At 58.9% G+C, this 25693-nt stretch carries 28 protein-coding genes; 15 read left to right on the plus strand and 13 right to left on the minus strand.

Annotation, left to right across the window (positions count from 1 at the left end):
- Window positions 1-5: 5 nt before the first annotated feature.
- Window positions 6-701, plus strand: a complete 696-nt coding sequence (locus AC2CHD_RS17005) for a hypothetical protein (protein ID WP_484554611.1) — start codon at window positions 6-8, stop codon at window positions 699-701.
- Here AC2CHD_RS17005 and AC2CHD_RS17010 read toward each other — a convergent pair.
- Genes AC2CHD_RS17010 through AC2CHD_RS17060 form a run of 11 tightly spaced genes read right to left on the minus strand, consistent with a single transcriptional unit; the run spans window position 676 to window position 7565 of the window.
- A complete protein-coding gene (locus AC2CHD_RS17010) occupies window positions 676-1329 on the minus strand; it encodes a DUF3164 family protein (protein ID WP_484554612.1) in 654 nt (217 codons plus the stop codon). The genes AC2CHD_RS17005 and AC2CHD_RS17010 overlap by 26 nt on opposite strands.
- A gap of 4 nt (window positions 1330-1333) precedes the next feature.
- The gene (locus tag AC2CHD_RS17015) at window positions 1334-1642 is read right to left on the minus strand and encodes a hypothetical protein (protein WP_484554613.1); all 309 of its coding nucleotides are present in this window, start codon (window positions 1640-1642) and stop codon (window positions 1334-1336) included.
- The gene (locus tag AC2CHD_RS17020) at window positions 1642-1944 is read right to left on the minus strand and encodes a hypothetical protein (RefSeq protein WP_484554614.1); all 303 of its coding nucleotides are present in this window, start codon (window positions 1942-1944) and stop codon (window positions 1642-1644) included. Before AC2CHD_RS17020 ends, AC2CHD_RS17015 begins: the two co-directional genes overlap by 1 nt.
- Window positions 1941-2231, minus strand: coding sequence for a hypothetical protein (locus tag AC2CHD_RS17025; protein WP_459438249.1), 291 nt, complete (start codon window positions 2229-2231; stop codon window positions 1941-1943). Before AC2CHD_RS17025 ends, AC2CHD_RS17020 begins: the two co-directional genes overlap by 4 nt.
- 2 nt (window positions 2232-2233) lie before the next feature.
- Window positions 2234-3277 (minus strand): AAA family ATPase, encoded by a 1044-nt coding sequence (locus AC2CHD_RS17030; RefSeq protein ID WP_484554615.1) that lies wholly within the window; start codon window positions 3275-3277, stop codon window positions 2234-2236.
- 36 nt (window positions 3278-3313) lie between these two features.
- Window positions 3314-5320, minus strand: a complete 2007-nt coding sequence (locus AC2CHD_RS17035; RefSeq protein ID WP_484554616.1) for a transposase domain-containing protein — start codon at window positions 5318-5320, stop codon at window positions 3314-3316.
- Window positions 5317-5781, minus strand: coding sequence for a hypothetical protein (locus tag AC2CHD_RS17040; protein WP_484554617.1), 465 nt, complete (start codon window positions 5779-5781; stop codon window positions 5317-5319). Before AC2CHD_RS17040 ends, AC2CHD_RS17035 begins: the two co-directional genes overlap by 4 nt.
- On the minus strand, window positions 5778-6596 hold the full coding sequence (locus AC2CHD_RS17045) for a ParB/RepB/Spo0J family partition protein (RefSeq protein ID WP_484554618.1): 819 nt from the start codon (window positions 6594-6596) through the stop codon (window positions 5778-5780). The genes AC2CHD_RS17040 and AC2CHD_RS17045 overlap by 4 nt, the downstream gene beginning before the upstream one ends.
- Window positions 6596-6964 carry a hypothetical protein gene (locus AC2CHD_RS17050; protein WP_484554619.1) on the minus strand — a complete coding sequence of 123 codons (369 nt, stop codon included), beginning with the start codon at window positions 6962-6964 and terminating at the stop codon, window positions 6596-6598. The genes AC2CHD_RS17045 and AC2CHD_RS17050 overlap by 1 nt, the downstream gene beginning before the upstream one ends.
- Window positions 6961-7275 carry a hypothetical protein gene (locus tag AC2CHD_RS17055; RefSeq protein ID WP_484554620.1) on the minus strand — a complete coding sequence of 105 codons (315 nt, stop codon included), beginning with the start codon at window positions 7273-7275 and terminating at the stop codon, window positions 6961-6963. The genes AC2CHD_RS17050 and AC2CHD_RS17055 overlap by 4 nt, the downstream gene beginning before the upstream one ends.
- Window positions 7272-7565: a helix-turn-helix domain-containing protein gene (locus tag AC2CHD_RS17060; protein WP_484554621.1), complete on the minus strand. Its 294-nt coding sequence runs from the start codon at window positions 7563-7565 to the stop codon at window positions 7272-7274. The genes AC2CHD_RS17055 and AC2CHD_RS17060 overlap by 4 nt, the downstream gene beginning before the upstream one ends.
- 145 nt (window positions 7566-7710) lie before the next feature.
- On the opposite strand from AC2CHD_RS17060, the gene AC2CHD_RS17065 reads away from it, so the two are divergent.
- Complete coding sequence (locus AC2CHD_RS17065; RefSeq protein ID WP_484554622.1) at window positions 7711-8307, plus strand: helix-turn-helix domain-containing protein; 597 nt, start codon at window positions 7711-7713, stop codon at window positions 8305-8307.
- Window positions 8308-9032: 725 nt separating this feature from the next.
- Entirely contained in the window at window positions 9033-10208 is a 1176-nt protein-coding gene (locus tag AC2CHD_RS17070; protein ID WP_484554623.1) for a hypothetical protein, read from the plus strand.
- An 834-nt stretch (window positions 10209-11042) separates the two neighbouring features.
- Here AC2CHD_RS17070 and AC2CHD_RS17075 read toward each other — a convergent pair.
- Window positions 11043-11747: a GntR family transcriptional regulator gene (locus AC2CHD_RS17075; RefSeq protein WP_229449685.1), complete on the minus strand. Its 705-nt coding sequence runs from the start codon at window positions 11745-11747 to the stop codon at window positions 11043-11045.
- 116 nt (window positions 11748-11863) lie between these two features.
- Here AC2CHD_RS17075 and AC2CHD_RS17080 point away from each other — a divergent pair, with 116 nt between their 5' ends.
- The 7 genes from AC2CHD_RS17080 (at window position 11864) to AC2CHD_RS17110 (ending at window position 19086) form a co-directional block, all read left to right on the plus strand.
- Window positions 11864-12832 carry a Bug family tripartite tricarboxylate transporter substrate binding protein gene (locus AC2CHD_RS17080; protein WP_484554624.1) on the plus strand — a complete coding sequence of 323 codons (969 nt, stop codon included), beginning with the start codon at window positions 11864-11866 and terminating at the stop codon, window positions 12830-12832.
- 64 nt (window positions 12833-12896) lie between these two features.
- Window positions 12897-13388 carry a tripartite tricarboxylate transporter TctB family protein gene (locus AC2CHD_RS17085; protein ID WP_484554625.1) on the plus strand — a complete coding sequence of 164 codons (492 nt, stop codon included), beginning with the start codon at window positions 12897-12899 and terminating at the stop codon, window positions 13386-13388.
- A 5-nt stretch (window positions 13389-13393) separates the two neighbouring features.
- A complete protein-coding gene (locus AC2CHD_RS17090; RefSeq protein WP_484554626.1) occupies window positions 13394-14911 on the plus strand; it encodes a tripartite tricarboxylate transporter permease in 1518 nt (505 codons plus the stop codon).
- Window positions 14912-14921: 10 nt separating this feature from the next.
- Window positions 14922-16061 (plus strand): mandelate racemase/muconate lactonizing enzyme family protein, encoded by a 1140-nt coding sequence (locus AC2CHD_RS17095; RefSeq protein ID WP_229449689.1) that lies wholly within the window; start codon window positions 14922-14924, stop codon window positions 16059-16061.
- A complete protein-coding gene (locus tag AC2CHD_RS17100; protein WP_484554627.1) occupies window positions 16061-16963 on the plus strand; it encodes a fumarylacetoacetate hydrolase family protein in 903 nt (300 codons plus the stop codon). Before AC2CHD_RS17095 ends, AC2CHD_RS17100 begins: the two co-directional genes overlap by 1 nt.
- On the plus strand, window positions 16956-17942 hold the full coding sequence (locus AC2CHD_RS17105) for an NAD(P)-dependent oxidoreductase (protein WP_484554628.1): 987 nt from the start codon (window positions 16956-16958) through the stop codon (window positions 17940-17942). Before AC2CHD_RS17100 ends, AC2CHD_RS17105 begins: the two co-directional genes overlap by 8 nt.
- 4 nt (window positions 17943-17946) lie before the next feature.
- Window positions 17947-19086: a mandelate racemase/muconate lactonizing enzyme family protein gene (locus AC2CHD_RS17110; RefSeq protein WP_484554629.1), complete on the plus strand. Its 1140-nt coding sequence runs from the start codon at window positions 17947-17949 to the stop codon at window positions 19084-19086.
- A 78-nt stretch (window positions 19087-19164) separates the two neighbouring features.
- Here AC2CHD_RS17110 and AC2CHD_RS17115 read toward each other — a convergent pair whose 3' ends face one another.
- Complete coding sequence (locus AC2CHD_RS17115) at window positions 19165-20115, minus strand: LysR family transcriptional regulator (protein WP_229449693.1); 951 nt, start codon at window positions 20113-20115, stop codon at window positions 19165-19167.
- Window positions 20116-20247: 132 nt separating this feature from the next.
- On the opposite strand from AC2CHD_RS17115, the gene AC2CHD_RS17120 reads away from it, so the two are divergent.
- From AC2CHD_RS17120 to AC2CHD_RS17140, 5 genes are read left to right on the plus strand one after another with little or no spacing between them, the layout of a single operon-like run.
- The gene (locus tag AC2CHD_RS17120) at window positions 20248-21219 is read left to right on the plus strand and encodes an ABC transporter permease (protein WP_484554630.1); all 972 of its coding nucleotides are present in this window, start codon (window positions 20248-20250) and stop codon (window positions 21217-21219) included.
- Complete coding sequence (locus AC2CHD_RS17125) at window positions 21216-22115, plus strand: ABC transporter permease (RefSeq protein ID WP_229449695.1); 900 nt, start codon at window positions 21216-21218, stop codon at window positions 22113-22115. The genes AC2CHD_RS17120 and AC2CHD_RS17125 overlap by 4 nt, the downstream gene beginning before the upstream one ends.
- On the plus strand, window positions 22112-23083 hold the full coding sequence (locus AC2CHD_RS17130) for an ABC transporter ATP-binding protein (RefSeq protein ID WP_484554631.1): 972 nt from the start codon (window positions 22112-22114) through the stop codon (window positions 23081-23083). The genes AC2CHD_RS17125 and AC2CHD_RS17130 overlap by 4 nt, the downstream gene beginning before the upstream one ends.
- The gene (locus AC2CHD_RS17135; protein ID WP_484554632.1) at window positions 23080-24132 is read left to right on the plus strand and encodes an ABC transporter ATP-binding protein; all 1053 of its coding nucleotides are present in this window, start codon (window positions 23080-23082) and stop codon (window positions 24130-24132) included. Before AC2CHD_RS17130 ends, AC2CHD_RS17135 begins: the two co-directional genes overlap by 4 nt.
- Window positions 24119-25690: an ABC transporter substrate-binding protein gene (locus AC2CHD_RS17140; RefSeq protein ID WP_484554633.1), complete on the plus strand. Its 1572-nt coding sequence runs from the start codon at window positions 24119-24121 to the stop codon at window positions 25688-25690. The genes AC2CHD_RS17135 and AC2CHD_RS17140 overlap by 14 nt, the downstream gene beginning before the upstream one ends.
- Window positions 25691-25693: the final 3 nt, after the last annotated feature.

A 25693-nucleotide genomic window follows, 5' to 3' on the forward strand; every position in this document is an offset into this window, starting at 1 on the left:
ACCTTATGAAGCTGGAACGTTTTTTCCTCGCGGCCACAAATATTGTATCTGTGATCATCGGAGTTTTTCTTGGCTTGGCGTTGTACGATGTGTCGGCCGGGGCGGCATTCGTATATCAGTGGCAAACGCTGATCGCTGGTGTTTTGGCAATTATTGCAGCCTTGTTCACCATCGGTCAGATGAAAGTGTCCGATGCGCGGCAAGAAGAACGACATAGGCAAAACCTCTTCTTTGAGGAAGACAAGAAAGCTCTGATCGCTCGTAGAGCGGGGCAAAGTGTGGGCAAGGAACTGCGGAGGCATTTAGCGTTCTCGCTTAGTAGAATGGACATATCCGACCCGAATGAACTGGCTAAGGGTTACGGTGAGTGGCATGCGAAATTTGCGTCTTTGAGCTCGCGGACAACTCGGATCGTCAATCGGAGAGCTTTGGAGCAGGCAAGGGCTCTCTTCCCGCCCGAGGCAGAGGATTGCGTGGACAATCTCGAAGACACGTTGCGGCTTTTGGAGAACGTTGTTCGGATCAATCAAAGACGCATGGTTGAAGAACAAGCTCAAACGGTTAGCACTGAGACGGCACGCATGATGATCGAGTTTAAGGACCATATTCATGAACTGCTGCCAGAGTTGATCGAGTATCTGGTCGCGCTCCAAAGACATCACGAAATGCAATCGTCTAAGCTTTCGCCAAGTCAATCGTGATGGCTTTCCACCTGTCGATGACAGTATCGCGACGATAGAACCGAACGTACTCCTTCGATCCCGTCACGCGCATGGCCTCACGAATGGCGCGCATGGCCTCCGTCCAGCGCGGATCTTCAATATCTAGCCGAAGCAACATGAAGATCTCGGCTCGGTTGACCTTGCCTTCCTTGTCAGTGTTGAAGGCGCGAGTGATGATCGCGCGGATCTTCGGGTCGCTGTCAGCCGCCCATTCGATCAGGCATTCATCCAGGAGCTTCTTGGCCACCTGGAGCTGCGGCCCGAAATCGATGAACTCCGAAACCTGCACGCTGACTTTCATCAGTCCGTCAAAGGTCTGATAGGTCCGGTTGCCTTTTGGTCCGCCCTTTGTGGTGCCGTACTCCTGCGCGAGCAGCGCATCGAACTCGCCAAGGTCCGTCATGGTATGACCACGGAACCGCGAGATTTGCGCCGACAGTTCGTCCGCATATGCCATGATCTTGCGCACGGTCTCGTCTTCAAGACGATCGGCAGGTCGGATTGTTTCAATCGGGACCAGGTTGCCCTTGGCGTCAGGCATATAGCGCTTGCCGTTGACCAGCACTTCGCCGGTTTCAGGGCGTTCTTCAAGAATGACAGCTTCCATTTTTCTACTCCGGGTGCGTGTTGTTCTGATCGCTCAGCGCGATCATCAAATCGGTGATGCGGTCGACCTGCGTCTGGATGGCGTGTTCCCGCTCATTCTCCTGCAGGTCATCGCCGCTCTGCTCTCGCTTCAGTGCACGCACGAGCGTTTCCGCTTCGATGGCCACTTCCCAAAAGCGCTCGGTGGCATGAGCAAGCGCGACCACTTCGGCCGTACTCGCGGCGACGGCATTGCGGCGCGGGTTGGAGATGATCTTCCCGGCGAGGTCGATGATGTTGACCTGCGATGCGAGTGAGAGAAGGCGCTCGGTCATTACGCTGCTCCTTCAGGGTCTGACGTGGGAACCGGTCTCGGAATGATCGGGAAGAGCGCGAGATTGGTGCCCGGCCTGTCGATCTCCTGGGTGATGTTCCACCACGCCGCAGCCGAATTGCGGACATGACGGGCAATCTCGATCTCTTGATGCTTCGCGGCCTGGAACAGCAGATCGCAGCACATCTGAAGCGCGCGCGCATGGGCAGGCTCCAGCACGCGGCGTACCTGGCAATACGGCGTGAGTTCGGCCTTGAGTTCCCGAATGCCGTCTGAGACTTCCATCCGACAGAGCTCGCTCATGACTTTCTCCCAAAATCAGGACGGATGACCACGCCGCAGGGGTCGGTGACGAGGCCCCGAAGGGCCTCATCAGCTTCGCTCTCCATAATCTCACGACCGAGCCGCTCGCTTTCTCCGAGGCGATGCACGCGCAGCTCCTGCTCCTGGCTGGCTGTAAGGTCCGAGATAAGCCGGAGTTGTTCGGCAAGCTGCGCGGTCACGGCGGGCGTGAGGCGAACTCCGCTTTTGGAGTGCTGGCGGAAGTAATCGGCGAGCCGCGAAAGCTCTGTTGAAGCTATAGCCGCCATGATCACACCATGTCCTCGACGTCGCGGTTCTTCCAAGCGGCTCGAATGTGATCGATAGACAGTGTCTGCCCGCTGCCGATGGAAAGCATCGAGGCGAGTTTCATGGTCTTGTCGATCTGCCGCATGGCGCCACCCTTCATTCCGATGGCGACCAGGAGGTTCACGGCGTCGGGGTCCGTGACCTTCCATGCTTCGATGAACGCCTGCAGGTCTTCTTGCCGTGGCTTGTCGCGTTTGAGGCGCTTCCCGAGTCGGCTCTTGAGCTGCGCATAGGAAGGACCGTCACTGCGCTTGGCAAAGCGGCCATAGATCTCGCTGTTGCCGACCAGCGCGATACCGCAATGATGGTTGTCGGCGAAGTGGCGCAGCTGGTTGATCGCGTCATCGACAAGGTTCTGCGCTTCGTCGATGATCAACAGGGTTTCACCACCGGCACGCTCAAGACGTTTGCCAATGGCGCGTGTCAGGCGCGCTGGATTGTGGACGTGGACGTCTAGCTCCGAGGCAAGTTCGACCAGCATGCCGTGAACCGTCTTCGTGTGTGGCGACATTGTCGCCATGAAGACATTGGCGCGTGTGTCGCAATAGTGTCGGCAGGTGGCCGTTTTCCCCGATCCGGCATTCAGCGTAATCATGACGAGGTCGCCTGTGGCCTGCGCCCAGGTGAGCGTTTCCATGATCTCGAAAGCAGTTCGCGTCTTGATAAACGGGGGAGAGGACGGAATGCCGGACGTCAGGTCACCAGCTTCCGCCACGGCGTCCAGCCACTTGGCGACTAGAAGGTTCTGGTTCTCCAGACGACCGGCATATTTGCCGGAGTACCATTGCGAGAAGGTGCCTTCGGCCATGCCGATGCGACGGGCGATCTCAGCCTTCGAGAGCTTCATCGACGTAGCAGTTTCAATCACTCGGTTGATTAGCGTGCGCCACTCTTCGATATCGCTGGCCGTTCTATTGGAGAGCGATGCATCAGGCTCTGCGCGTGGTAGCTCCCAATTGGTGACCGTTGCCGTTTTGAGTTGGCTTGTGCCCAAGAATTCATTCATCTAAAAGGTTCCTGTACATTTTGGCCTTTAGGCCGGTTATTGGGCGGGATTTCTCCCGCCCTTTTTTTCGGAACCGTACTCACTACACTGCGGTTCATTCCCTTTCGGGAATTCGAGGATCGAGGCGTTGCGCGTCATTCGCAGCGCCCGAGAAAGACTATCTTCAAACTGATCTTCGCTGATGGCTGGCGCTGCCGCGCGAACGGCGAGATTGCCGGTTGCGATGCGCGTGACCTTCGGGCGTGGAGCGGGCGTTTCCCGCTCCTCGCGCTCGGCCGGGCCATGGGCGAGGATTGCCGCGAGCTGCTCGGCCGACAGGCGCGCATGCGCCCGGCGTTCAGCTGCGACGGCCTTCTGGTAATCGTTGCGCGCCTTGGCGTGCGTTCGAGCGGCCTCAGCATCGTAGAAGCCGGCATCTTCAATGCACTCGGCCTCACAGATGAGTGCGTTGCTTTCGTCATAGACCTTGAGCGGCCGGGTCAGGTGATCCGGGTCAAAGCGGACGGTCAGGTATCGGCCGGCATACGCATTCAGTTCACGGCTCCAGTACCGGTTGCCGTAGAAGTGGATTTCGCCGCTGCCCTTCTGTGCCCGGATACGATCTGCTGCCAAAAGCCAGAGGGCCCGCTGTGCCGACGTCGGCCAGCGCACAATGGTGGCCGGGTTTTCGAGGCTCGCCTGAAAGGTCTCATCGAAGCTTCGGCCCGCGCACGAGCGTGCCGTGCGACCGGGGCGAGCGTTGTGTTCCGCAATCTGTTGATCGACATGCTCGCGGAAGGCTTCGAGTGGAACCGCGCGCGAGGCGTAGTTCTCTGGCTTCGCATCCGGCTTGTTGCCGGTGTATGCGCCCGCGCAGAAGGGGTGCCTGGCGATGTCGTCGGCCAGATCCCGAAAGGCGCGCTCGATCGGCTTTGACTGGCCGGAGAATGGCTGCGCCCACTTCAGCTCGATGCCAAGCGTTGTGATGAGGCCCTGCGGTTCCTCCTCGCGGACCTTGTAGCGATAGCGGGTGCGCGAACCACCGGTGATCCATTTCGATGCAAACGCCCGGCCATTGTCGAGCGTGATCATGTCGGGGATGCCGTAGCGCTCCACCATGTCGCCGATGACGAGGCGCACGGTCTCTTTGTTTTCGCTGTCGGAGATGCGCCACGCGACGAACTTGCCGGAGAAAATGTCCTGCAGCGCGATCAGCATGACACGGGTGATCCGGTCATCTGGCATCTTCACGAACACGTCGAGCTTGTGGCCGTCCATGTTCACGGCCTGCATGGCGTGCAGGTCGGCGCGGGAGCGGCGCTGTGCGGGATACAGGGTTTTGACCTTGTCCTTTCCAGAACGCGCCAGCACCTGAACCGCCTCTGGCACTTCGGCATCAAGCCGACGGCGCAGAGAACGCTCGGATGGTATTGGCGACCAGCCTTCCTTCTTGGCGGCTTTCTGGAGCCGCCGATAGCAACTGGAGAAGGTCGGTCTCTCGGGCCGCAGATAATCGGATTTGATGTAGTCCCAGGCGCACTCGTCGATGCCGGATTTTTGGGAGCCGTTACCGTGCGTGGGGGCCAGGGCTGCGAGCCAGTCGGAGCGATCATAGCCGAGGCACATGCCCTGCCAGTTGTAGAGTGTGGCTCGGCTGACGCCGGCCTGCCGCGCGGCAACGCTGACAGCAACGGCCGGAGCGATGCCCGCGTCTTTCAGCTCGACGACCTGGAGGACAGCCTTCAGGCGGCGTTCACACTCGCTTTTCGCCTCGCTTGAGAGGGCTTCGAAGAGCGACCAGATCCGCGCCCGATCTTCTGCCTGAGCGCTGGTGTCATCATTGGCCGGGGCGGAGTGGATGATCGTCAGCCTGGTCTGCGCCGTTTTAGGGAGAAGCAGGATGCTGTACTCCCAGCCGCCGCCCCGGCGAGCAGCCTTGCGGGCCAGTCCTTCCTTCGAGCGCCAGCCCTCCGCCTTGGCGAGTGCATCCAGCCCCTGCCGGGTCTGAGGCATGTCGGGCAGGCGGGCCGCTGCGAGTTCGGGGATCGTGAACCATTCCTTCATGGACGCCCCCGCCTTGTGATGGCCACTGGCGTGGAACGCAGTGACTTGATGGAAGCTGCGATCTCGCGCTGCTCCTGCTGAAGGCGTGCTATCTCGGCGAGGCGCGCCTCATCCCCTTCAAGCAGCGTCAGGCCATCTTCGGAGACGACCATGTCCCACAGCCATACCGCTCCGGTCGCGCGGACGAACGCCTTGAACCGGATGAGGCTAATGTCATGGCCTTCTTTGCTCTCGGCCGTGTAGGCGTCGAGTGAGGCTTTGGAGATGCTGGCGAGCCCGAGATACTGCGCCATGCGGGCGGCGATCGTCGGCCGGTCGTATGGGCATTCACGGATGGCTTGAGCCATGGCGCGCTTCAGCTTTGAGCGAAAGCGCGCCATGTCGATCTGCTCGGCCCGCGCACGTACTGGAAACAAAGGCGCTTGGAACAGATCAAACTGGTCAGGGTGCCGCTTGCTCATACGGCTTCTCCTTCAGCGACATCCACGTGCTTGAGAAAGCGTGTTTTCGTTGCGGCGCTGGCTCGCTCCCATGTGCCAACCAGCCGCGCGAAGATCTCTTCCTGCGGGTCGGCTTTCTTAGGCGGAGTTGGATTGCTCGAAATGAGCTGCAATGCCTGCTTCAGGTCGCCGGTTTCGCGAAACGCAACCGCAGCGCTGCGCTGCAGCTTTGGCTCAAGTTTCGCGAGCTTGAGAAGTGCAGACTGGTTGTCGGCCACTGGTGTGCCGCGCACGGCGTGGCGCACATCTGGGTGCAGGTTTCTGGAAATCTGGCCGAACAGCTCAACCGAGCGGGGTGAGAACCCCATGCGCTCGGCGACATGGGTTGAGAAGCCAGCTTTAGCTTCGTCTTCTATCAATTCCGCAATGTTTGCGGATTTGCGAAGATCCGGGTTTCCGCGCTGGACCTTTCCGTGCTTTCTTTCCCAAGTGTCGCGGTAGGTCTGAACGAAGACTGCGCGATCGAGGGCTGACAGATCGTTGCGAAAGAGGTTCTCTTCGACCTCAATCAAAACCGCCTCGTCCTTATCTGCTGACACAATGATCGCCTCGATTTCGGCGTCATCGAGCAGCTGGATCGCGCGGAGCCTGTGGGCACCAGCCACCAGTGTGTACTTCCCGCCTTTGGATGCGGGCGTTGCGCGAACGGTAATAGGGTTCAGCAATCCGTGCTCGACGATCGAGGCCTGAATTGCCAGTGCATGGTCTTCTTCGACGGCCCGGAGCCGTTCCGGAACGATGATCTCGGAGATCGTGATAAGCTTGTAGTCGGCCATTATGCAGCGTCCTTCAGCTTCTTGATTTCGCGGTGGTAGATGTGGAGCGCCCGGTCGGACATCTTCCGATAAGCCTGATTGAACACTGGGCACTGCCGGCGCTTTGTGACGGTCCACATGGCGAATGCGATGCGGCCGCGATTGCGGTCGACGAGTTTGGACGTCCGCCGCTGTGGCACGTCGAAAGCGTCACGCATCAGGGTAAGCGCCACCTGGCGGGCAAGCGCGGCATCGAGCTTCTCTCGCGGCGGCGCAACGATGTCCCTCATGGCGAGGTGCGAGAAGTGCTGCTGTGAAGCCCGGAAGCAGCAAGCCAGCATCAGCTGGAGCTGTTCGCGCTCGGAGTGGAGATTGATGCTGCGGGTCATTGCGTCACCACGAACATGAGAATGCCGAGGCTGGCGCAGAGGGTTGCCAGAGCGACCACAAGCGATTGCACAAAGCGGCGCTTCGCATTGTCCACCGCGTCGAACGGTGCGAACGGGTTTGACATGTCGAAATTGGCTGAACGTTTAGACGTTGCCGCAAAGGCCGCGTTCACCGAGGATCGCGGTGTGGCGCTGACAGCAGGCGAGCGGTCGACAGCCGGGGTGACGGGAACTCCAGTGATCACCTTGCCGGATACGTCCGGACGCAAAAGGCTAGAGCGGCCCCGTGTGTTGAAAGCGCCACAAGTCATGCAACCGCCCTCCGGTTCTTGTCGGAGGTCACCTTGCGAGATGACTTGGAGCCAAACTCTGGTTTGAAGATGCGATTGCGGGTTTTGGGATACCTGTCGGGGAAAACCTTTTCGACCGGCTCCTCCAAGAAGTCAGCTATCGCCCTTTCTGCTGGCTCGTTGGGCCGTGTCCAGATATTCTTTACGCCAGAAGTGCTAAGACCATAGCGCTCGGCAAGGCCGGTGAGGGTCATGCCTCTACGGCGCATATGGGCAAGGATAGAATGACGGTCCCACCTGGGATTTGTCATCGGCTTCTCCTCAAGGAGCGGATGCTGCAACATCCGCTTTTTGTTGGTTTGTGTTGTGCAATTGCCGCCTGAAAGATCAGGCGACTAAAGTTAGAGGTATGGCAACTTGCTGCTATAGTCAAGCAACAAGTTGCTATAGTGTGGCATGTCGAATTTGGCAGATCGGATACGCACGGCAGCGCAGGAGGTCGGTGGGCTCAACCAGCTCGCTGAGCGGACTGGAATTCCCAGGCGGACGATCGGATCGTGGCTGCAAGGACGCAAGCCGAAGCCGGAAGCACTGCGCAAAATTTCGGAAGAGACGCGTGTCAGCCTCGCCTGGCTGATTGTCGGAGCCGGCTCGATGCGCGATAGGGGGAACGTGGTCGAAGAAGCCGCGCAGAAGGAGGCCGACGAAAGTTCAGCCGCTTTCGATCGTGCCATGCCATCGGTCGGACTAGGTGAGCCCGAACCTATGTTCTCGAAGATCTTTCGCGGTCAGCAACCAATGTTCAATATTGAGTTGCTTGAGCGGCTCGCTCGCATCGTCACCAGCGTCCACAAAAGCGAAGGGGTGCGCCTGCCTCCGGAGAAAGTCTCTGCAGAGGCGGGTCTCTTGTACAACCTACTTCTGGCACGAGTGGTTGACCCCAGCGACGCCGAAGAGATCGAAGCGGTGCTTCCGCAGTTGGAACACCTGCTGAGAAAACGACTATCTGACGCAAAAGCAGAGCCTGGTACTGGCAAACGCTCGGCCTCATGATTATAAATGCGTGCGCGTGTGCGCCTATGGGCGCGCTGGCGTCGCCATGGAGCCAGTTCTTCTACTGTTAGGTTGAGTGGAGGAACGTGCCGGCTATTTTGCCGGCGGCAACTCATACGGAGGCAGCGGTATCCCGCTGTGCGAGAGTCTTCGACGATCGTCCGTGTCGTAGAATTGCAGAGTATTTGTCATTTCAGAAAGCTGCCCTCATCCCTAATGGTGGAATGCTATTCGTGCAGGTCTTCTGTTGTAAATGGATCGCGTTTAGTTGTTTGAATAGTTCAGGTAGGCCGCAGGAGGAGATTGTTCAAAATCATCGGGCCCAAGTCGAAGCGCGACACGGGCACCGGATCAGTCATTGGGCGTAGCCGAAAATCGGCGGCTCTGAGCCCCTAATGATCGATTCTGCACAGGGCACGGATGTCTGCTCTCTCGCCATGCTGCCAGAACTGTGACAAAATTCAAAGGCAATTCTGGTAGGGGGGCACAAGACTTCTTAACGTCTTCGGTTCTGGTGCCGCGTGTGTCAAAAACGACCGTTCTTGGACAGTGCGGGAGGTGCTAATCACGCTGCACATTGTTGTACGACTGAGGTTCTTGCTGGAAGAGTTGGATGGTCCCAGGTGCGCCCAACGGACGCCTTGGCTCGAAAACCGTAGGCAAGTGGTCGACGCAGATGACAAATGCCCTTGAACGGCATTCATTTCGGAAGAAGAAGTACGAGCTTGGTTATACTTGCGCTTAATGCCAGCGAGCCGGAATACGCGATCGAGACCGCAAGTCTTGGCCGTATTGACATCCTCCCGCTCACAATCGGCCGCTTGGAGGCGCTCGAAGGGATTGAGTGGGCGTCCGGGGCAGAATTCGTCGCATCCTTGCTGGCCGCAGTCGGCCGCAAGGAAGACGGCAGCGAGATCGCCAAAGAAGAGACGGCGGGACTGACCGATGCCGAAAAGGAGGACTTTGCTGAGAAGTTCCTCGAACACAATCAGCACCTCTACCGCAAGCGCGTCACCAAACGACGCCAGAATGAAGAGGGCGAAATCGTCGTCTCATTCGAGGAGGGCGAGATCGAGCACCTCCGGCAAGAAGATGAGACTGCGCCGAACTATCTGCTGCGCGTGTTCAAGCTCGATCTCGAACAGCGAAACGAACTTATGCGCAAGATGATGGAACCGTTCCAGAACACTTTAACGGCGCACAAGAAAGTGTTCACCCCTTCCTTTGTAGAATCGCTGAAAGCGACTCAGTCCGCACAGGCGCGTTTGCAGGACATGATTAAGCGGATGCGCCCAAGCTTGCCAGACTTTGCAAATTTTGGCGTCAAAGGCGCGCTGGAGGGCAGTGATGCGCGCCTCGCGATACACGATCAGCCGCAGCATTTTCCCGATCTCGAGCTCCCCGAAAACCCGATCTATGACACGAACAGGAGCCTAAGCGAGGTCGTCGACCGTCTCGAGGAGATGAACGAGCTCGCCTTCCAGACGGCGGAAACTGTGGGCAGTGTAAGCAACTCCGCGACCGAGTTTCTAGTGGCTTTCGGAGCAGCTTCGGATAGCGCTGATCGCGCCTCGCGCCGTGCGATTTGGATTGCAGCCGCAGCCATCATTGTCGCCGTTGTGTCTACAGCGTTGCAGATTGGTTATGCGGAGTGGCGCGCTTATCAGAACCAAATCGCAACGGACCAGATGATGAACCCTATCCTCAAACACATGGAGGATATGGTCGCCGCGCAGCGCGCGAATACTCAACAGCTCTCCGACCAGATGGGCGAAGCCAATCAAACCGTCGCCGATAGCCTAGATCGCCTTGCCACTGCCATCGGTGAACTTTCAGTGTCTATGCGCCCGCCAAAGGGGCCACCAACGGAATCGGCTACGCCACCAAAGACAGCGCAGTAGAAATGGCTGCCGAGCCTGTTTGCAGACTTTCACCTGATTAGGTCTTGTTCAGAACGGTGAAGTTGAAGGATTTGCATCAGCTACGGGGCAAACGAAAGCCAAAGCCCGGCTTGCGCGGCTCAGCGAGGCGAGTACTTCCAAAAGAAGACGAACGCTCGCGCATTGGTTGACAGCATGATTGCGGTCACAAATGGCCCGTTTTGACCCAACGTTTTTGGAAGCGGACATTAGAGCATCCGCGATGAACGGCAGCTCCGTCCGCATAACTGTCAACCAGACCCAAATCAGATTGTCACTGAAAACCTCCCTCGGCGTTCGGAAGCTGGCGCACTTCCATGGGTGTGGCATTCATGTCTTCCGGTAGTTTTACGAGGGTGTCTTTTGCTTCTTGAAATCAAGTTGTTCATCGGGGGCGAGGAGCGCAATCCGTTGGATTGTATGGATTTTCTTGCATTCTCCGCCAAGAGTTCCGGCATTTGCATCTAAAATTTGCCTGCTGTCCGATTGGCGCTGCCTCAGTGCCAGAATAGGTACTATTTCTAAAAGCGCCTTAAAAGGCGCTTCTATAAGGGTTTGAGGACGGTCGGGGTTTTTCTAGCGGGCGTTTTGAAGGCGAATTGTCGAAGCACCCGGAACTCTCCGCTATTGCCTCCAGATGTTGCAGCTTTCGGCACGGGCTCTGTCAAAATGACATGTCGCTCGCACGCGGAACGGTTCTCGCAAAGCCTTGAGTTTCCGCCATTTCCCAGCCGCTCCCGCTTAATCCCGCAATTCCCCGGATTGTCTAAAGGCTGGTGTCAAACAACAGTGCCAGACGGGTAGTGTCGGGCGCGATTATCCGGCGTGGTGCGCGAGTTTCTGGCCGCGTCGGATCCGGCCGTATTCGTCGGCGCAGCTCAACAGATAGTTTGCTGCCTCCTCGATGTCAGAGACAATCTCCGCTTCCGCAGTCGGCCCGTCGCCGGCCTCGATTGCGGCCACGATCTTCTGATGGTGGTCGCTGCCTCTCAGCGATACCACGTAGTCGGGGATGACATAGGTCAGGATAGGACCGGTGCGCAGCCACAAGTTCTCGATCATCTCATATAACAACGGGATGCCCGCGCTTTCGTAGATCGTGAAGTGAAAGTCGCGGTGGACGTCGAGATAAGTGTCCAATTGACGCTGTCTGATCAGGCTTCGCATCGACTCCAGCTTTGCGCTGAGCGCGGCAATCAGCTCAGGTGATTTGCGGGTCGCTGCTTCGCGTGCAGCGCGGCCTTCCAGCTCCGCACGGACGAAAATGATCTCCTTTAAGAGATCGCTCGCGACATCCGGCACCACCGCAGCATTTCTTGGCCCTGCCTCCAGAACACCCTGGGCGACCAGATGATTGATGGCGTCGCGTACCGGCGTGACGGACGTGCCGAACATTTCCGCCAAAGATCGAAGCGTGAGGGTCTGCCCCGGTTCAAAACGGCCAGCCAGCAGCGCGTCCTTGATCTGTCCCCGAACCCGGTTCCAGAGAGGGGCAGTCTCAATTTTCTCGAACGTTTTCACTGCATACGGTCCATGGGTTTCGTTCCTCGCGGATGCGAGCCTACACGAGTTGATTCCGGTTTGACAAACTTATTACATCATGCTTGTTATAACAAACAACAAAGGGAGGAAAATGCATGTTTACCAAAACCGTCTGGTCTGTTGCCGCTGCCGCAGCGATCGCCACCGCCGGGGCGGCGCCTGCTGCTGCTCAGGACTATCCCTCCAAGGAGGTCCGGTGGATCATTCCCTGGAATGCCGGGGGCTCCAACGACATCATGGCGCGGTTCCTGCAGCCGATCCTTGCAGAGCAGGGCATGTCCGTGGTCATCGAAAACCTTCCCGGAGGAACCGGCGCAGTCGGTATGGGAGAGGTCGCGACCTCGCAGCCGGACGGCTACACGATGGGCAATGGCACCAGCTCCACACTGGCAATCATCGCCCAGAAGAAGGCGCCGCTAAAGAACAGCGATTTCACCAACGTTATCCGTGTCTCGGTGGATCCGCTGATTCTGGTGGTGCCGGGAAACAGCGAGCATGACAGCCTCGATGCGTTTCTCGCCCACATGAAAGAGAATGCCGGCGAGGTCTCGATCGGGACCCCGGGCACCAACAATCTGAACCATATTTTCGCAGCCATGACCGCCCGCGGCGCAGGGGTCGAATATCGCCATGTTCCGTTCCCCGGCGGGTCTCGTGTCGTGGCTGAATTGATGGGCAATCAGGTCGACGCCGGTGTGCTCAAACCGTCCGAAACCATCGAGCAGATCAAGGCCGGTGAGCTCAAGGCGCTGGGCGCGTTCTCCAAGGAGCGGCTCGAAGTTCTGCCTGACGTTCCCACCTTTGCCGAGGCCGGCGTCGATGTGTTCCCTTATGGCCCCGTGGTGCAAATGGCCTATATTCAGGCCCCCGCCGGCCTTGATCCGGCCGTGGAAGAGAAAATGGCGGACATTTTCGAAGCAGCTTTGACGAGCGACAAGTTCAAGGAGTTCGCCGCCAAGAACGGCTTCGTCATCGATCCTATCCGGGGCGATGAGCTGGATGCGGAAGTGGATGGGGTTGCAGGCGCAATCGCTGAAGTCGCAAGCCAGATTTTCTCACAATAATCGTCTTCAGAAACCTCGTGTCGGGCCTCGGATATCCGAGGTCTGACGCCTGGGGAGCGTGACCATGCCAACATTGCACCTTGTCGCCAGCCTTGGGGTCAGCGCCTTTTTGCTGGGACTTTCGGTCATTCTGGCCGGACCAGCCTTCGAGCTCACGGGTCTTGGGCCCCGTGGCGGTCTGCACGCAGGCGCCTTGCCTCAGTTCGTGGTCGTGGTGGTGGCAGTGTTGGCTGTCATTTCAGCGGTCAGCGACCTTCGGCGATGGTGGGTGACCCGCAGCGATGCCAGCCAGCAGGAAGAGCCCTTTGCTTCCCCCGATCAGGTTCTCAAGGTGGGGGGTGGGGTTCTCGCATTGCTCGCCCTCTACGTCTTTGCCTGGCGTCCGCTACCCTTTCCGCTCATCACCATGGTGTTCGTGGCTCTCGTGAGCCTTATCGTGGCGCCGCCAGCCGCTCGCGCGCCGAAGGGCCTCGCGATCATAGGTCTCACCTCCGTTTTATTCTCACTGGGTGTGTGGCTTGTGTTCACATACGTACTCAAAGTGCCGTTGCGGTAGACCCCATGGACATTCTGACGAATCTTGCAGTTGCGTTCAGCAACGAGTTTTCCAGCCCCGCTTCGCTCGCACTGATCCTTGTGGGGGTGATGGTGGGTTTCACCTTCGGCGCGACCCCGGGCCTTACGGCAACGATGGGCGTGGCACTTTTCATTCCGCTTACCTTTCCATTGCCAGCCGACATGGCCATCAGCATGATGATCGCGCTTTATTGCGGGTCCATGGCTGGTGGTGCCATTCCCGCTATCCTCATCAACATTCCCGGTACCCCCTCCGCCGTCGTGACGACGATCGACGGGTATCCCATGACGCGCAACGGACGTGCGGTGGAAGCCTATGGCTGGGCGCTTGTCTCCTCTGTGGTGGGCGGGATCGTCGCCTGGTTGGCTCTCGTATCGCTGGCGCCTGCCCTGGCGCGCCTTGCGTTGAAGCTTGGCTCCGCCGAATACGCGGCGGTCGCATTTCTCGGACTTGCCATCATTTCCTCGGTGGTTTCCGCACCACTCGTGAAGGGCGTCCTCGCCACGGTCATCGGTCTTGGGCTTTCGGTCGTCGGATTCGATCAGATCACCGGTGAGGGGCGCTGGACGTTTGACAGTCTTCAGTTGACGCGCGGCATCGGCATCATGCCCGCGCTGATCGGTTTGCTGGTCATACCTGAATTGATGGCCACGTTGTTCCAGCGCGATGCGCAGGTGGTGGCTCCGCGGTCCCTGAAAGGCATGTTTCCCACGATCAAGGCGTTGGCGGGCCAGGCGATCAACATGCTTCGTTCATCCATAATAGGGGTGGCGACCGGCATCATTCCCGCTTTGGGCGGCAGTGTGGGCGCACTTATCGCATATGATCAGGCAAGGCGGTTCTCCGGCAACCAGGCCGAGTATGGCAAGGGTGCGCCCGGAGGCGTGGTCGCCTCGGAAAGCGCCAACAATGGCGTCACCGGTGGGGCGCTCATTCCGCTTCTCACCCTCGGCATTCCCGGCGACACCGTGACCGCCATGCTGTTGGGTGGACTGATGATCCACGGCCTGCAGCCAGGTCCCAGGCTGTTCGAGACCAGCGGCGACATTGTCTGGAACATTCTGGCAGCTGTGCTTCTGGCCAATCTGGCGATCATTGTCGTGGGCGCAATCGGATTTCGGTTTTTCGTCAAGGTTCTGGATGTACCCAAACATCTCTTGGCGCCGGCACTCTTCGTGCTGGCGGTCGTTGGCACCTACTCCCTGTCCAACAGCTGGTTTGATGTCGTCATCATGCTTGGGCTGGGCGTCTTCGGCTTCTTTGCCACGCTGGCGACCATTCCCGTCTATCCGATGGTGATCGGAGTGATCCTTGGGCCCTTGCTTGAAAGTGAAACGCGGCGGGCCCTGGTTATCAGCGGAGGCGATTGGACGACCTTCCTCACGCGCCCTGTTTCGGCGGTGCTGGTTTGTCTGGCGATCGCCGTTCTTGTCCTGCCATCCATCATGAAACTCAGGCAGATGCGCGCTGACCGTTCAGCCTCTGCCACCGATACAAACTGAGGAGTGAAGAGTGAAGATCAAGAAAGTCACGTGTCATTGGTTGAGCGCACCGGTCGAGCGGCCCTTCACCTCCTCAAGGGGCTGGCTCTACACCACCCGCAATACGTGCCTGGTGGAGATCGAGACGGATGACGGTGTTGTGGGTTGGGGCGAATGCTATGGCCCTTCCGCGGTGGCCCGTTCCTTCATCGAAACCCAACTCGGCAGCCAGATCATCGGTCGAGACCCTTTCGATGTCGAAGTCATCTGGGAGCATCTTTACAACCGCATCAAGGATTATGGCCAAACCGGAATGGCCATCGCCGCGATCAGCGGCATTGACATTGCCCTCTGGGACATCATCGGCAAAGTCTGCGGCAAACCTGTTCACAAACTCATCGGCGGTGCGTTCCGGACCCAGGTCCAAGCCTATGCGACCGGCCTTTATTTCATCGATATGGACAAGGTGATCGAAGAGTCGGTCGAGGAAGCGGAGAAATTCGTTGCCGAGGGCTTTCGCGCGATCAAGATGAAGATAGGCCTCGGCTCGCACAAGAAAGATATTCAGAGAGTGGCTGCGGTGCGCGATGCGATCGGCCCCGACATTCGCCTCATGGTGGATGCGAACCATTGCTATTCTGTGCCCAATGCCATTCGTCTGGGACGGATGCTCGAAGCATTCGATATCGATTGGTTTGAAGAGCCGATCTCTCCTGAAGACGTCGATGGCTATATCGAGGTGTCGCGTGCGCTCGACATGGCAGTTGCGGGCGGTGAGAACGACTTCACCCGCTGGGGCTTTCGTGACAAGATCGTGCGCAAGGCAATGGACATCGTGCAGCCGGATGTGTGCGCCGCCGGGGGGCTAACCGAGTGCAAGAAGATCGCTGCGCTGGCCTCTGCACACGGGGTGGAATGCGTGCCGCATGCCTGGGGCTCGGCGGTCGGTCTATCCGCGACCATCCACTTCCTCGCCTCGCTGCCCGATCAGCCTCCGTGTCTCGTGCCGCAGCCCGTCTTGCTGGAGTTCGAGCAGGAAGAAAACCCGTTCCGCGACTTTCTTGCCGTTGATCCGATCGTGCAGAAAGACGGCTTCGTCCCGGTGCCTCAGGGCCCCGGGCTGGGTATCGAGATCGATCGGGAGATCATCGCGAAATACAGGGTGGCCTGATGCGGTTCGTGACGTTCGAGAGTGACGCCGGACCACGCGCCGGTGTTCTCGCCGCTGCGGGCGATGGAGAGAAGGTGCTCGATCTGGCCCATCCCAGCTTCGCGGATTGTCTGGCGGGCACGCCGGCCGACCTTCTGGCGATGATCGAAGCCGGATTGATGGAGATTTCCCGGCGGATGCCAGATCCGGCGACACTGCCGGAGGACGCAATGGTGCCGGTGGAGCGTGTGCGTTTGCTCGCTCCCTTGCCCAACCCGCCCCGGGTCGTCGGCGCTGCGCACAATTATCACTGTGCGGTCAGAGAGAGGGGGCTGCCTGTTCCCGAAGCGCCGGTGCTGTTTGACAAGTTGCAGCGTACGATCATCGGGCCGGATGCGCCGGTTCTGTTGCCTGCCGATGTGGGCGGTGTCACCTACGAGGCGGAACTGGCGGTGGTGATTGCAAAGCGCGGCCACCGGATTTCTCCCGAAGCCGCCATGAGCCATGTCGCCGGATACACCTTGTTCAACGATGTCAGCGCAAGCGAAATCATCAAGGCGGACGGCAATTTCGAGAGGGGCAAGAACTTCTCCACCTTCGGGCCGATGGGGCCCTGGCTTGTGACGCCGGACGCATTCGATCCAGCAGGTGAGCATCGCATTACCCTGTCCATCGATGACGATAGACAGCAGGACGGGTCAATCTCGGACCTCATCTTCGGAATTGCCGACCTGATTTCCCGGATTTCGCAGGAAGCTCCACTGGTTCCTGGAACTGTCATCGCAACTGGCACGCCGGCCGGTGTGGCGGCGATGAAAACACCGCCTTCGTGGCTCAAGGCAGGAAGTGTCATGACGGTTGAGATCGAAGGGTTGGGACGCCTGACCAATCCGATCATAGGCGAGGATACCATTCATGGCTGATCAATCGGTGCTATTGACCAATCCCATTCATCCGGATGGCGAAGCCATTCTGAAGGACGTGGCGACCCTTGTCGTTGCGCCGGACACCACAGCCGAGACCCTGCGTCGCATGGCGCGCGATGCCGACGGCATAATCGTTCGGGCGAAATTGCCAGAGGATATTCTCGATCACGCACCGCGCGTGAAAGGCATGGTCAGGCATGGTGTCGGACTGGATTTCATTCCGGTTTCGAGCGCCACCAGACACGGCGTGGCCGTGGCCAACCTGCCGGGCACCAACACCAATGCCGTAGCCGAATTTGTCTTTGCATCACTGTTGCGCCTGAAGCGGGATCATGCCCGGTTTGACACAACGTTGAGAGCCAGAGGCTGGGCCGAGGCAAGAGCGGTTGCGGATGAGACCGAAGAGATCAGCTCCGGCACGATGGGGATCGTCGGCGTTGGCGCGGTCGGCTCCCGCATTGCCCATATCGCTGCGAACGGTTTTGGGATGCGTGTGATTGGTTCGTCCCGCCGTACGGGCAACATGCCGCGCTTCGTGGAAGAAGTGGAATTGGACCGGCTTTTCTCCGAAGCTGACGTGGTTGTGCTCAGCTGTGCGCTTACGGAGGAAACGCGGGGCCTTGCCAATGGCCGACGCATCTCGAGCATGAAGCCGACATCGGTGCTCATAAACGTTTCTCGTGGAGCTGTTGTGGAAACAGAGGCGTTGATGGACGCGCTGCGCCAGAACCGCATTGCCGGCGCGGCCCTCGATGTTTTCGAGCGGCAACCCTTGCCGGACAATGATCCCCTTCTGGATTGTCCCAACCTGTTGCTCTCACCGCATGTGGCGGCGATCACAGCCACAAGCATGCGGGCAATGAGCGTGGGGGCCGCCGAAGAGATGCGGCGCATCCTTTTGGGTGAGACACCCGTCAATTTCGTCAATCCCGAAAGCAGGGATGCAGGGAAGAACGCTTCCAGGGGAGAGAAGTAGCGCCATGCGTATCACTGAAATCAAGGCAGTGCCGATCTCCTTTCGTGTTCCGGAGGGGAAGAATGTCAGGCTGGGTATCGGACGTGCCGTCAAGCGCGATGCGGTTCTGGTCAAGGTCTTTACCGATGAAGGGATTGTTGGATGGGGCGAGGCGCATCATGGCCGGTGCCCCGGTGCGATCGCAAAGCTGATCGACACCACAATGTCCGAGCTCGTCGTTGGCATGGATCCGCTCGACGTGTCGGGCATCTGGGCGAAAGTCTACAAGATGCAGTTGTCCAGCCACGGCATGGGAGCGGCTGCGGCAATGGCCCTTTCCGGCATTGATATCGCACTTTGGGATATCCGGGGCAAAGCGGCGGGCTGGCCGATCTACCAGCTGTTGGGTGGCGCTGACCGGCCGGTCAAGGCGTATGGCGGTGGAATTTCACTGGGCTGGCAACCCCCAGAGGCGCTGGCAGAGGAGGCGCAGTCCTATGTGGAGCAGGGCTACCGCGCGCTGAAACTGCGGGTGGGCGATGCCGTGCGCATCGATATCGCCCGGGTCCGGGCCGTGCGGGAGACCGTGGGAAACGATGTCGACATTCTGGTCGACGCCAACACGGGCTATCGCCTTGAAGATGTCAGACAGGTCATGCCTGCCTTTGAGGAGCTTGGTGTGGGTTGGCTGGAAGAGCCATTCCCGCCGCACGATTATCGCGAATACCAACTCGCAAAAGAGCTGGGCCGCGTTCCGTTGGCTGCCGGGGAAAATCATTTTACCCGATATGATTTCACCCGCATGATTGAAGACCGGGCCGTGACCTTCGCGCAGCCCGACCTTTCCAAGGCAGGGGGGCTGACCGAATGCGCAAAGATCGCTACCCTGTGCTCTGCCTGGAAAATGAGCTTCAATCCGCATACTTCGGCAACCGGGATCAACATGATCGCCACAATTCACTTGCTGGCTTCTGTCGATAATCCCGGATATTTTGAAGCGGACCTGGCGCATCACAATCCGTTCCGCGACGAGGTCTGCGGTGCGCCATACACGCTTGACGGGGAGGGTTGCGTGAGGCCCAAAGCCGGAGCCGGTTTGGGCGTCGACATCGACGAGGAGTTTCTCGCCAGGCATCCGCTGATCGAGGGCCCGTGTTATGTCTAGAGGGACGCAAATTTCAGGCTGGGACGTGTCGGCCTGAACGGGCCCATTGAGCTTTTTCTTTAGAAAATCACACAGCACTCACGGAAATGCGGCTTCGCCATCCGAAACCGGGATTGCCGGAGGGCTGCCGAACTGCCGGAAATGTGTACGAAGAAACTCTGCGGTCGTCTCCATGAAAATGCTGGCAGCCTCACCGAGAGGCAGATCTGTCGGGTGAGCCATCGCAAATGAATGGGTGATCTTCTGGCTCAGCGGCCTGACTGCAACCGGCATGTGCGCGTAGTCACGGGCCATAAGTTCATTGACCAGGGTGATTCCGAGGCCGGACGCTGCCATCCCGCAGGCGGAAAGCACCGAATGCGTTTCCAATCTCACCTTGGGACGGATGCGAAATTGCGAGAAGAGCGCATCGATCTCGTGCCTGGGCGCCCGCATCCGCCCCAGAAGTATCATCGGCTCATCGACCAGGTCCCGGATGTCGATCACATCCCTTTGTGTCAGCGGGTGGTCCTGAGGCATGACGCATACCGTGTTCACACTAACCAAGGGCGTTTCCAGAAGGCCGGCTCTCTCGACCGGCATCCGCAGGAAGCCCAGCTCTGCACGCTCATCCAAGAGCATGCGTTCGATCGTGTCATAGGAGCCGCTGTGCAACTCCACCTGGACCGTGGGGGACCTTTTCAGAAATTGCTTGATGATCGCCGGGACGATGGAAAGCGTTAAGCTGGCCGGGAAGGCGACGCGCAGTCTGATCGCCGGCGAATTGCCCTGCCGAAGTTCTTCCGCCAGCGCCAGGAGCTTTTCGTTGCGCTGTAGCAGGAGCTGCATCTGCGCCTGCAGGATCTTGCTGTCACGGGTCGGGATCAACCGGGTTTTCTCCCGGATGAACAGTTTGATGCGCAATGTCTCTTCCAATTGCGTAAGCCGCCGACTCACCGCTGACTGGGAAAGCCCAAGCTTGTCTGCGGCCCCCTGGGTCGTGCCCGTCTCGATGATCGCCTGAAAAGTCTGAAGAAGAGCGAGCCGCATTCATCTTTCCTATGCGTAATTTTCATCGATCAAGCAATTTTCATCATATTATTGCATCATCTTCGCGAGGGGTGCAATTGTTCAAAAAAACAATGGGGCGCATCATCGTCGAGGTGCGTTTTGGGGGACTGGATGACGGCCTTTCTAATACGCAGACTGGTGCAGGCGGTGATCGTGCTAATCGTCACCTCGGTCATCGTTTTCACCGGCGTTTTTGCGATTGGCGATCCCTTGGAGATTTTGCTGCCGGCGGATGCTTCGATGGCGGAGCGCGAACAGGTCGCCGAATCGCTCGGGCTCAATGATCCACTGCCGGTTCAGTATCTGGGTTTCGTCACAGACGCTCTGCAAGGCAATTTCGGTCGCTCATTCGTCTACAACCGCCCGGCGACGGAAGTCATTCTGGAGCGACTTCCCGCAACGCTGGAGCTGACATTCACTGCACTGATCATCTCACTTGTCATCGGCATACCGTTGGGACTTTGGGCCGGTGTGAGGGCAGGATCGGCTACCGACGAAACGATCATGACGGGCTCGATACTGGGATTTTCCCTGCCCAATTTCTGGCAAGGCATGATGCTGATCATGATCTTTTCGGTCACGCTCGGATGGTTGCCTTCCACCGGCCGTGGCGAAACCGGCACGATATTGGGCATCGAGACGAGTTTTGCCACCTGGGACGGGCTCAAGCACCTCCTTCTCCCCGCCATCAATCTGGCGCTTGCGCAGACGGCTCTCGTCATTCGCCTGACGCGCACCGGTGTTCAGGAAACCATGCCGCTCGACTTCATCAAGTTTGCCAGGGCGCGTGGCATATCCTCTCCCCGCATTCTCTTCGTCCATGTGATGAAAAACATCCTGATCCCCATCGTCACCGTGATTGGCATCGAATTCGGCTCGCTTGTCGCCTTTGCTGTCGTGACGGAGACCATCTTCGCATGGCCCGGCATCGGCAAGTTGATCATCGATTCGATCAACGCGCTCGATCGTCCCATCATCGTTTCATACATCCTCATCGTGGTGACCATGTTCATCGTCATCAATTTCTGCGTCGACGCCTTGTACTCCCTGCTCGACCCGCGCATCCGGGTGAGTGCACAATGAGCGAGGCCGCATCCTATCTTCGCGGGCAAAGCCTGTTTGCACGTGCCATAAGGGGCATATTGCAGAGCCCGAAGGCGACGGCCGCGCTCATCGTGTGCCTTTTGCTTGTTGCTGCGGCTGTGTTTGCTCCGTTGCTTGCGCCGCAAAATCCCTACGATCTGGCCCAGATCGATTTTTTCGACAGCAAGCTGCCGCCGCTGAGCGAGGGCTCCACCGGAATCACCTATTGGCTGGGCACTGACACGCAAGGCCGCGACATGCTCTCGGCCATGATGTATGGCCTGCGCACGAGCCTTGGCGTCGGCCTTATTTCGGGTTTTTTCGCTTTGGCTGTAGGAACGTCCCTGGGCCTTGTCGCGGCATATTCCGGCGGGCGTCTGGACAGTTTCATCATGCGCTTCGTCGACCTGATGCTGGGCTTTCCCACCATTCTTGTCGCCTTGATGATCCTGGTGGTTTTCGGTCAGGGGACCTGGAAGGTCATTCTGGCGCTTGTCTTTGTGCAATGGGCATATTTCGCCCGCGCGGTCCGGGCCGCTGCACTCGTGGAATCCAGCCGCGACTATGTCGAAGCGGCACGCTGCCTCGGGTTGTCGGCGCCGCGCATTCTGTTCGCTCAGATCCTGCCGAACTGTCTTCCGCCGCTTATCGTGATCGCGACCATCCAAGTGGCGAGCGCCATCGCCGCGGAGGCAACGCTCAGCTTTCTGGGGATCGGCCTTCCGATCACCGAGCCCTCCCTCGGTCTGCTGATCGCCAATGGCTATCAGGTTCTGCTTGCCGGTGTTTACTGGATGAGCGTCTTTCCAGGGCTTCTCCTTCTGCTCCTCGTGTTCAGCATCAATCTTGTCGGCGACCGCCTTCGTGAAACCCTCAACCCGAGGCTGGTTCAATGACCCTTCCGCTGCTCGAAGTCGAAAATCTTCAGACACATTTCGCCACGCCGGCCGGTCTCGTCAGAGCCGTCGATGGGGTCTCCTTCACCGTCGCTTCGGGAGAGGTTCTCGGTCTTGTGGGCGAGAGTGGTTCTGGAAAGTCGATCACCGGGTTCTCGCTGCTTGGTCTGCTGGATCCGCCTGGTGAGGTTGTCGGCGGTTCTGTCCGCTTCAAGGGTGAAGATCTCCTTTCGCTCGACGCGACGCGAAAGCGTCAGATCCGCGGCAACCGCATCGCCATGATCTTTCAGGATCCGATGATGACCTTGAACCCGGTCTTGAGCATCGGCACCCAGATGATGGAGACCGTCAAGGCTCACGCCAATGTATCCCGGAGCGAGGCGCGGCAGCGTTCGCGCGATGCGCTTGGCAAGGTGGGCATTCCTTCTCCCGAAGAGCGTCTGGATGCTTATCCGCACGAGTTTTCCGGTGGCATGCGCCAGCGTGTGGCCATTGCCATTGCCCTGCTGCATGGGCCGGACCTGATTATTGCTGATGAACCAACGACCGCGCTGGATGTCACAATCCAGAGCCAGATCCTTGCCCAGGTTCAGCAACTCTGTCTCGAGCTGGGCATGGGGCTTATCTGGATCAGTCACGATCTGGGTGTCGTCGCGGGGCTCGCTCACAAAGTGGCGGTCATGTATGCGGGCAGGATCGTGGAGCAGGGTCCGGTCGATCAGGTTCTCGACCACTCGCGTCACCCCTATACGCAAGGGCTTATCGCCTCCACGCCGATGGCCAACAGGCGTGGCGTGCCGCTGCATCAGATTCCCGGCTCTGCCCCGTCTCCACTCAAACGACCTGAGGGATGCTCTTTCCGGCCGCGCTGCGCGCGCGCAACGGAAGCCTGTCTCGTGGCACCGGATATTTCTGCGGATCACGGCCATGAGTGGCGTTGTTTTCACCCGCTTGGAGCCGAAACATGAACCGCCGCGAACCGCCGCTCGCCCAGGCAGTCAACATCAGCAAACGGTTTCAAAAGAATACCGACTTTGCCGAACGGGCCGCCATCGCGCTTGGCGCCATGTCGGCCCCGGCGGTCGTTCATGCACTCGACGGCGTCAATCTGGAGATCCGGCGCGGCGAAGTGGTTGGGCTTGTCGGGGAGAGCGGTTGCGGGAAATCGACCCTCGGCCGCATTATCGCGGGGATGCTCCCCCCCACCGAGGGAACGGTCCTCCGCGACGGTGAAGATATCTCTACCCTCAAGGGGCGCCGGAGGCGCGCCTTGCGCCTGCGCACCCAGATCATTTTTCAAGATCCCATGTCCTCGCTCAATCCCAGAAGGCGCGTGGGCGATATCATCGGAGAAGCGCCGCGTTTTCACGGGCTGGTGGACAAGGCCGGGCAGACAAAACTGGTGGGCGAGCTGCTTGAAACCGTCGGGCTTCAGCCGGAGATGGCGCAGCGCTTTCCACACCAGTTTTCCGGCGGACAAAGACAGCGCATCGGAATCGCCAGAGCGTTGGCAGTCAATCCCGACTTTCTGGTCTGTGATGAGAGCATTGCTGCTCTCGATGTTTCTATTCAGGCGCAGATCATCAATCTTTTCATGGAGCTGCGTCAGCGTCTCGGCCTGACGCTTCTCTTCATCAGTCATGATCTCTCGGTGGTTCAACACATCAGCGACCGCGTGGTCATCATGTATTTGGGGCGTGTCGTGGAATCGGCGCCCGTCGACCGCATCTTCGACCACCCCAATCATCCCTACACCCGTGCCTTGCTGGATGAGATTCCGCGCATCGATCGGCGCAACAGGCGCTTTTCAACCATTCGTGGTGAGATCCCGTCGCCGGTCAACCCGCCGAAGGGATGCCATTTCCACCCGAGATGTTCTCATGCTTTCGATCGTTGCCGTGTGGAGCGACCAGCCTTGCGCAACGTCCATGACGGCCACGAAAGCGCGTGCCATCTCAACGACCTGCCACCACAACAACAACCACCCCGGAGGGAGAATACCGATGAAACGCTATAGTATCGGAGCCATGGCGGCGCTGCTGGTGTCTGTTGCGATGCCTGCGCTTGCCGCAGATCTGACCATCGGACGGGCTGCCGAACCGTCCTCTATCGATCCGCAATTCTCACGCACAGGCAACAACCAGGGCACGGCGCAACTCATGTTCGGTCGCCTGATCGAGCAGGATGCGAACCTGCAAATCAGCCCGGGCCTGGCGACCGAGTGGACAGCGGTCGACGACACCACCTGGGATATCAAGCTGCGAGACGGCGTGAAGTTTCACGACGGATCGACCATGACGGCTGACGATGTGATCTTCTCGCTGGAGCGGACTGACGAGGTCCCAAACAGCCCGGCTCCTTTCTCCGACATGGTTTCATCCATCGACAGCATGGAGAAGGTCGACGACCTGACCGTTCGGATCAAGACGAAGGAGCCGGCACCGGCCCTTATCGAGGACATCGGCCGTGTCTTCATCATCTCGAAAGCGGCCGCCGAGGGCAAAACTTCCGAAGATTTCAATTCCGGCGATGCGACGGTCGGTACAGGGCCCTACAAGTTTGTCTCCTTCAAACCCGGCGAGAGCCTCACGATCGAAGCGTTTGATGGCTATTGGGGTGAGCAACCGGACTTCAAGGAGGTCGAGGTCCGCTTCATCTCCAACGATGCCGCACGTGTTGCGGCATTGCTCTCCGGATCGGTCGATCTCATCGATGCGGTACCGCCGGCCGACGTTGCGCGCCTTGAAAGCCAGGACGGTATCAATGTGGTTTCGGCTGCATCGGGTCGCGTGATTTATCTCGGCCTCTCGCAGCGTTTCGACCAGGCGCCTGGCGTATTCGATCTTGATGGCAAACCTCTTGAAGAAAATCCCTTCCGCGATGCGCGTGTGCGCAAGGCGATTTCCTTGATGATCGACAGGCAACTGGTTGTCGACCGCATCCTGGGTGGTGCGGGTGTGCCCGCAGGTCAGCTCGTGCCGTCCGTGCTGGGCGGACACGCTGAAGATCTCGGCCCAGACCAAGTGGATATCGACAAGGCAAAGGAGCTTCTTACCGAGGCCGGCTATCCGGATGGCTTTGGGCTGAAGCTTTATTCCTCCAACAACCGCTTCCCCGGCGATGGCGACCTTGTTCAGGCTCTCGGGCAGATGCTCACCCGTGGCGGGCTGAAGGTGATGGGAGTGGAGGCCCTGCCATACAATGTCTATTCGAAGGCTGCGAGCGCAGGCGATTACGGCGCGTTTGTCTTCTCTTTGGGGTCTTCCACGCCGACATCGGCTCCCAACCTTTCCAGCCTGATCCAGACCTATTACAAGGAGGCGGGCACCGGAGCGTTCAACCGTGTCCGGTTCTCAAGCGAAGAATTCGATAAGGCGTTGTCTGTCGCCTTGCAGGAATTCGACCCTGAAAAGCGGAACGAACTGCTCGCTGAGGCAACACGCATAGCCTTCGCGCAGACGCCCATCGTCCCACTCTACTGGCAAAAAGTGTTCTGGGGTGCGCGTGAGGGCATCACCATCAATGGCGGCCTGTCGGAGTACACGCTCGCCCAAGACGTAAAGAAGACGGACTGACCT

Source organism: Nitratireductor sp. ATLC21 (genome assembly GCF_057196525.1).

Excerpts from the sequence above, each read along its gene's own strand:
- AC2CHD_RS17120 (WP_484554630.1), top strand. The coding sequence starts at position 20,248 with ATGACGGCCTTTCTAATACGCAGACTGGTGCAGGCGGTGATCGTGCTA.
- AC2CHD_RS17065 (WP_484554622.1), top strand. The coding sequence starts at position 7,711 with ATGTCGAATTTGGCAGATCGGATACGCACGGCAGCGCAGGAGGTCGGT.
- AC2CHD_RS17125 (WP_229449695.1), top strand. The coding sequence starts at position 21,216 with ATGAGCGAGGCCGCATCCTATCTTCGCGGGCAAAGCCTGTTTGCACGT.
- AC2CHD_RS17015 (WP_484554613.1), bottom strand. The coding sequence starts at position 1,642 with ATGACCGAGCGCCTTCTCTCACTCGCATCGCAGGTCAACATCATCGAC.
- AC2CHD_RS17115 (WP_229449693.1), bottom strand. The coding sequence starts at position 20,115 with ATGCGGCTCGCTCTTCTTCAGACTTTTCAGGCGATCATCGAGACGGGC.
- AC2CHD_RS17045 (WP_484554618.1), bottom strand. The coding sequence starts at position 6,596 with ATGGCCGACTACAAGCTTATCACGATCTCCGAGATCATCGTTCCGGAA.
- AC2CHD_RS17035 (WP_484554616.1), bottom strand. The coding sequence starts at position 5,320 with ATGAAGGAATGGTTCACGATCCCCGAACTCGCAGCGGCCCGCCTGCCC.
- AC2CHD_RS17040 (WP_484554617.1), bottom strand. The coding sequence starts at position 5,781 with ATGAGCAAGCGGCACCCTGACCAGTTTGATCTGTTCCAAGCGCCTTTG.
- AC2CHD_RS17055 (WP_484554620.1), bottom strand. The coding sequence starts at position 7,275 with ATGACTTGTGGCGCTTTCAACACACGGGGCCGCTCTAGCCTTTTGCGT.
- AC2CHD_RS17080 (WP_484554624.1), top strand. The coding sequence starts at position 11,864 with ATGTTTACCAAAACCGTCTGGTCTGTTGCCGCTGCCGCAGCGATCGCC.
- AC2CHD_RS17105 (WP_484554628.1), top strand. The coding sequence starts at position 16,956 with ATGGCTGATCAATCGGTGCTATTGACCAATCCCATTCATCCGGATGGC.
- AC2CHD_RS17090 (WP_484554626.1), top strand. The coding sequence starts at position 13,394 with ATGGACATTCTGACGAATCTTGCAGTTGCGTTCAGCAACGAGTTTTCC.
- AC2CHD_RS17005 (WP_484554611.1), top strand. The coding sequence starts at position 6 with ATGAAGCTGGAACGTTTTTTCCTCGCGGCCACAAATATTGTATCTGTG.
- AC2CHD_RS17100 (WP_484554627.1), top strand. The coding sequence starts at position 16,061 with ATGCGGTTCGTGACGTTCGAGAGTGACGCCGGACCACGCGCCGGTGTT.
- AC2CHD_RS17060 (WP_484554621.1), bottom strand. The coding sequence starts at position 7,565 with ATGACAAATCCCAGGTGGGACCGTCATTCTATCCTTGCCCATATGCGC.
- AC2CHD_RS17010 (WP_484554612.1), bottom strand. The coding sequence starts at position 1,329 with ATGGAAGCTGTCATTCTTGAAGAACGCCCTGAAACCGGCGAAGTGCTG.
- AC2CHD_RS17030 (WP_484554615.1), bottom strand. The coding sequence starts at position 3,277 with ATGAATGAATTCTTGGGCACAAGCCAACTCAAAACGGCAACGGTCACC.
- AC2CHD_RS17025 (WP_459438249.1), bottom strand. The coding sequence starts at position 2,231 with ATGGCGGCTATAGCTTCAACAGAGCTTTCGCGGCTCGCCGATTACTTC.
- AC2CHD_RS17130 (WP_484554631.1), top strand. The coding sequence starts at position 22,112 with ATGACCCTTCCGCTGCTCGAAGTCGAAAATCTTCAGACACATTTCGCC.
- AC2CHD_RS17085 (WP_484554625.1), top strand. The coding sequence starts at position 12,897 with ATGCCAACATTGCACCTTGTCGCCAGCCTTGGGGTCAGCGCCTTTTTG.
- AC2CHD_RS17020 (WP_484554614.1), bottom strand. The coding sequence starts at position 1,944 with ATGAGCGAGCTCTGTCGGATGGAAGTCTCAGACGGCATTCGGGAACTC.
- AC2CHD_RS17140 (WP_484554633.1), top strand. The coding sequence starts at position 24,119 with ATGAAACGCTATAGTATCGGAGCCATGGCGGCGCTGCTGGTGTCTGTT.
- AC2CHD_RS17110 (WP_484554629.1), top strand. The coding sequence starts at position 17,947 with ATGCGTATCACTGAAATCAAGGCAGTGCCGATCTCCTTTCGTGTTCCG.
- AC2CHD_RS17050 (WP_484554619.1), bottom strand. The coding sequence starts at position 6,964 with ATGACCCGCAGCATCAATCTCCACTCCGAGCGCGAACAGCTCCAGCTG.
- AC2CHD_RS17135 (WP_484554632.1), top strand. The coding sequence starts at position 23,080 with ATGAACCGCCGCGAACCGCCGCTCGCCCAGGCAGTCAACATCAGCAAA.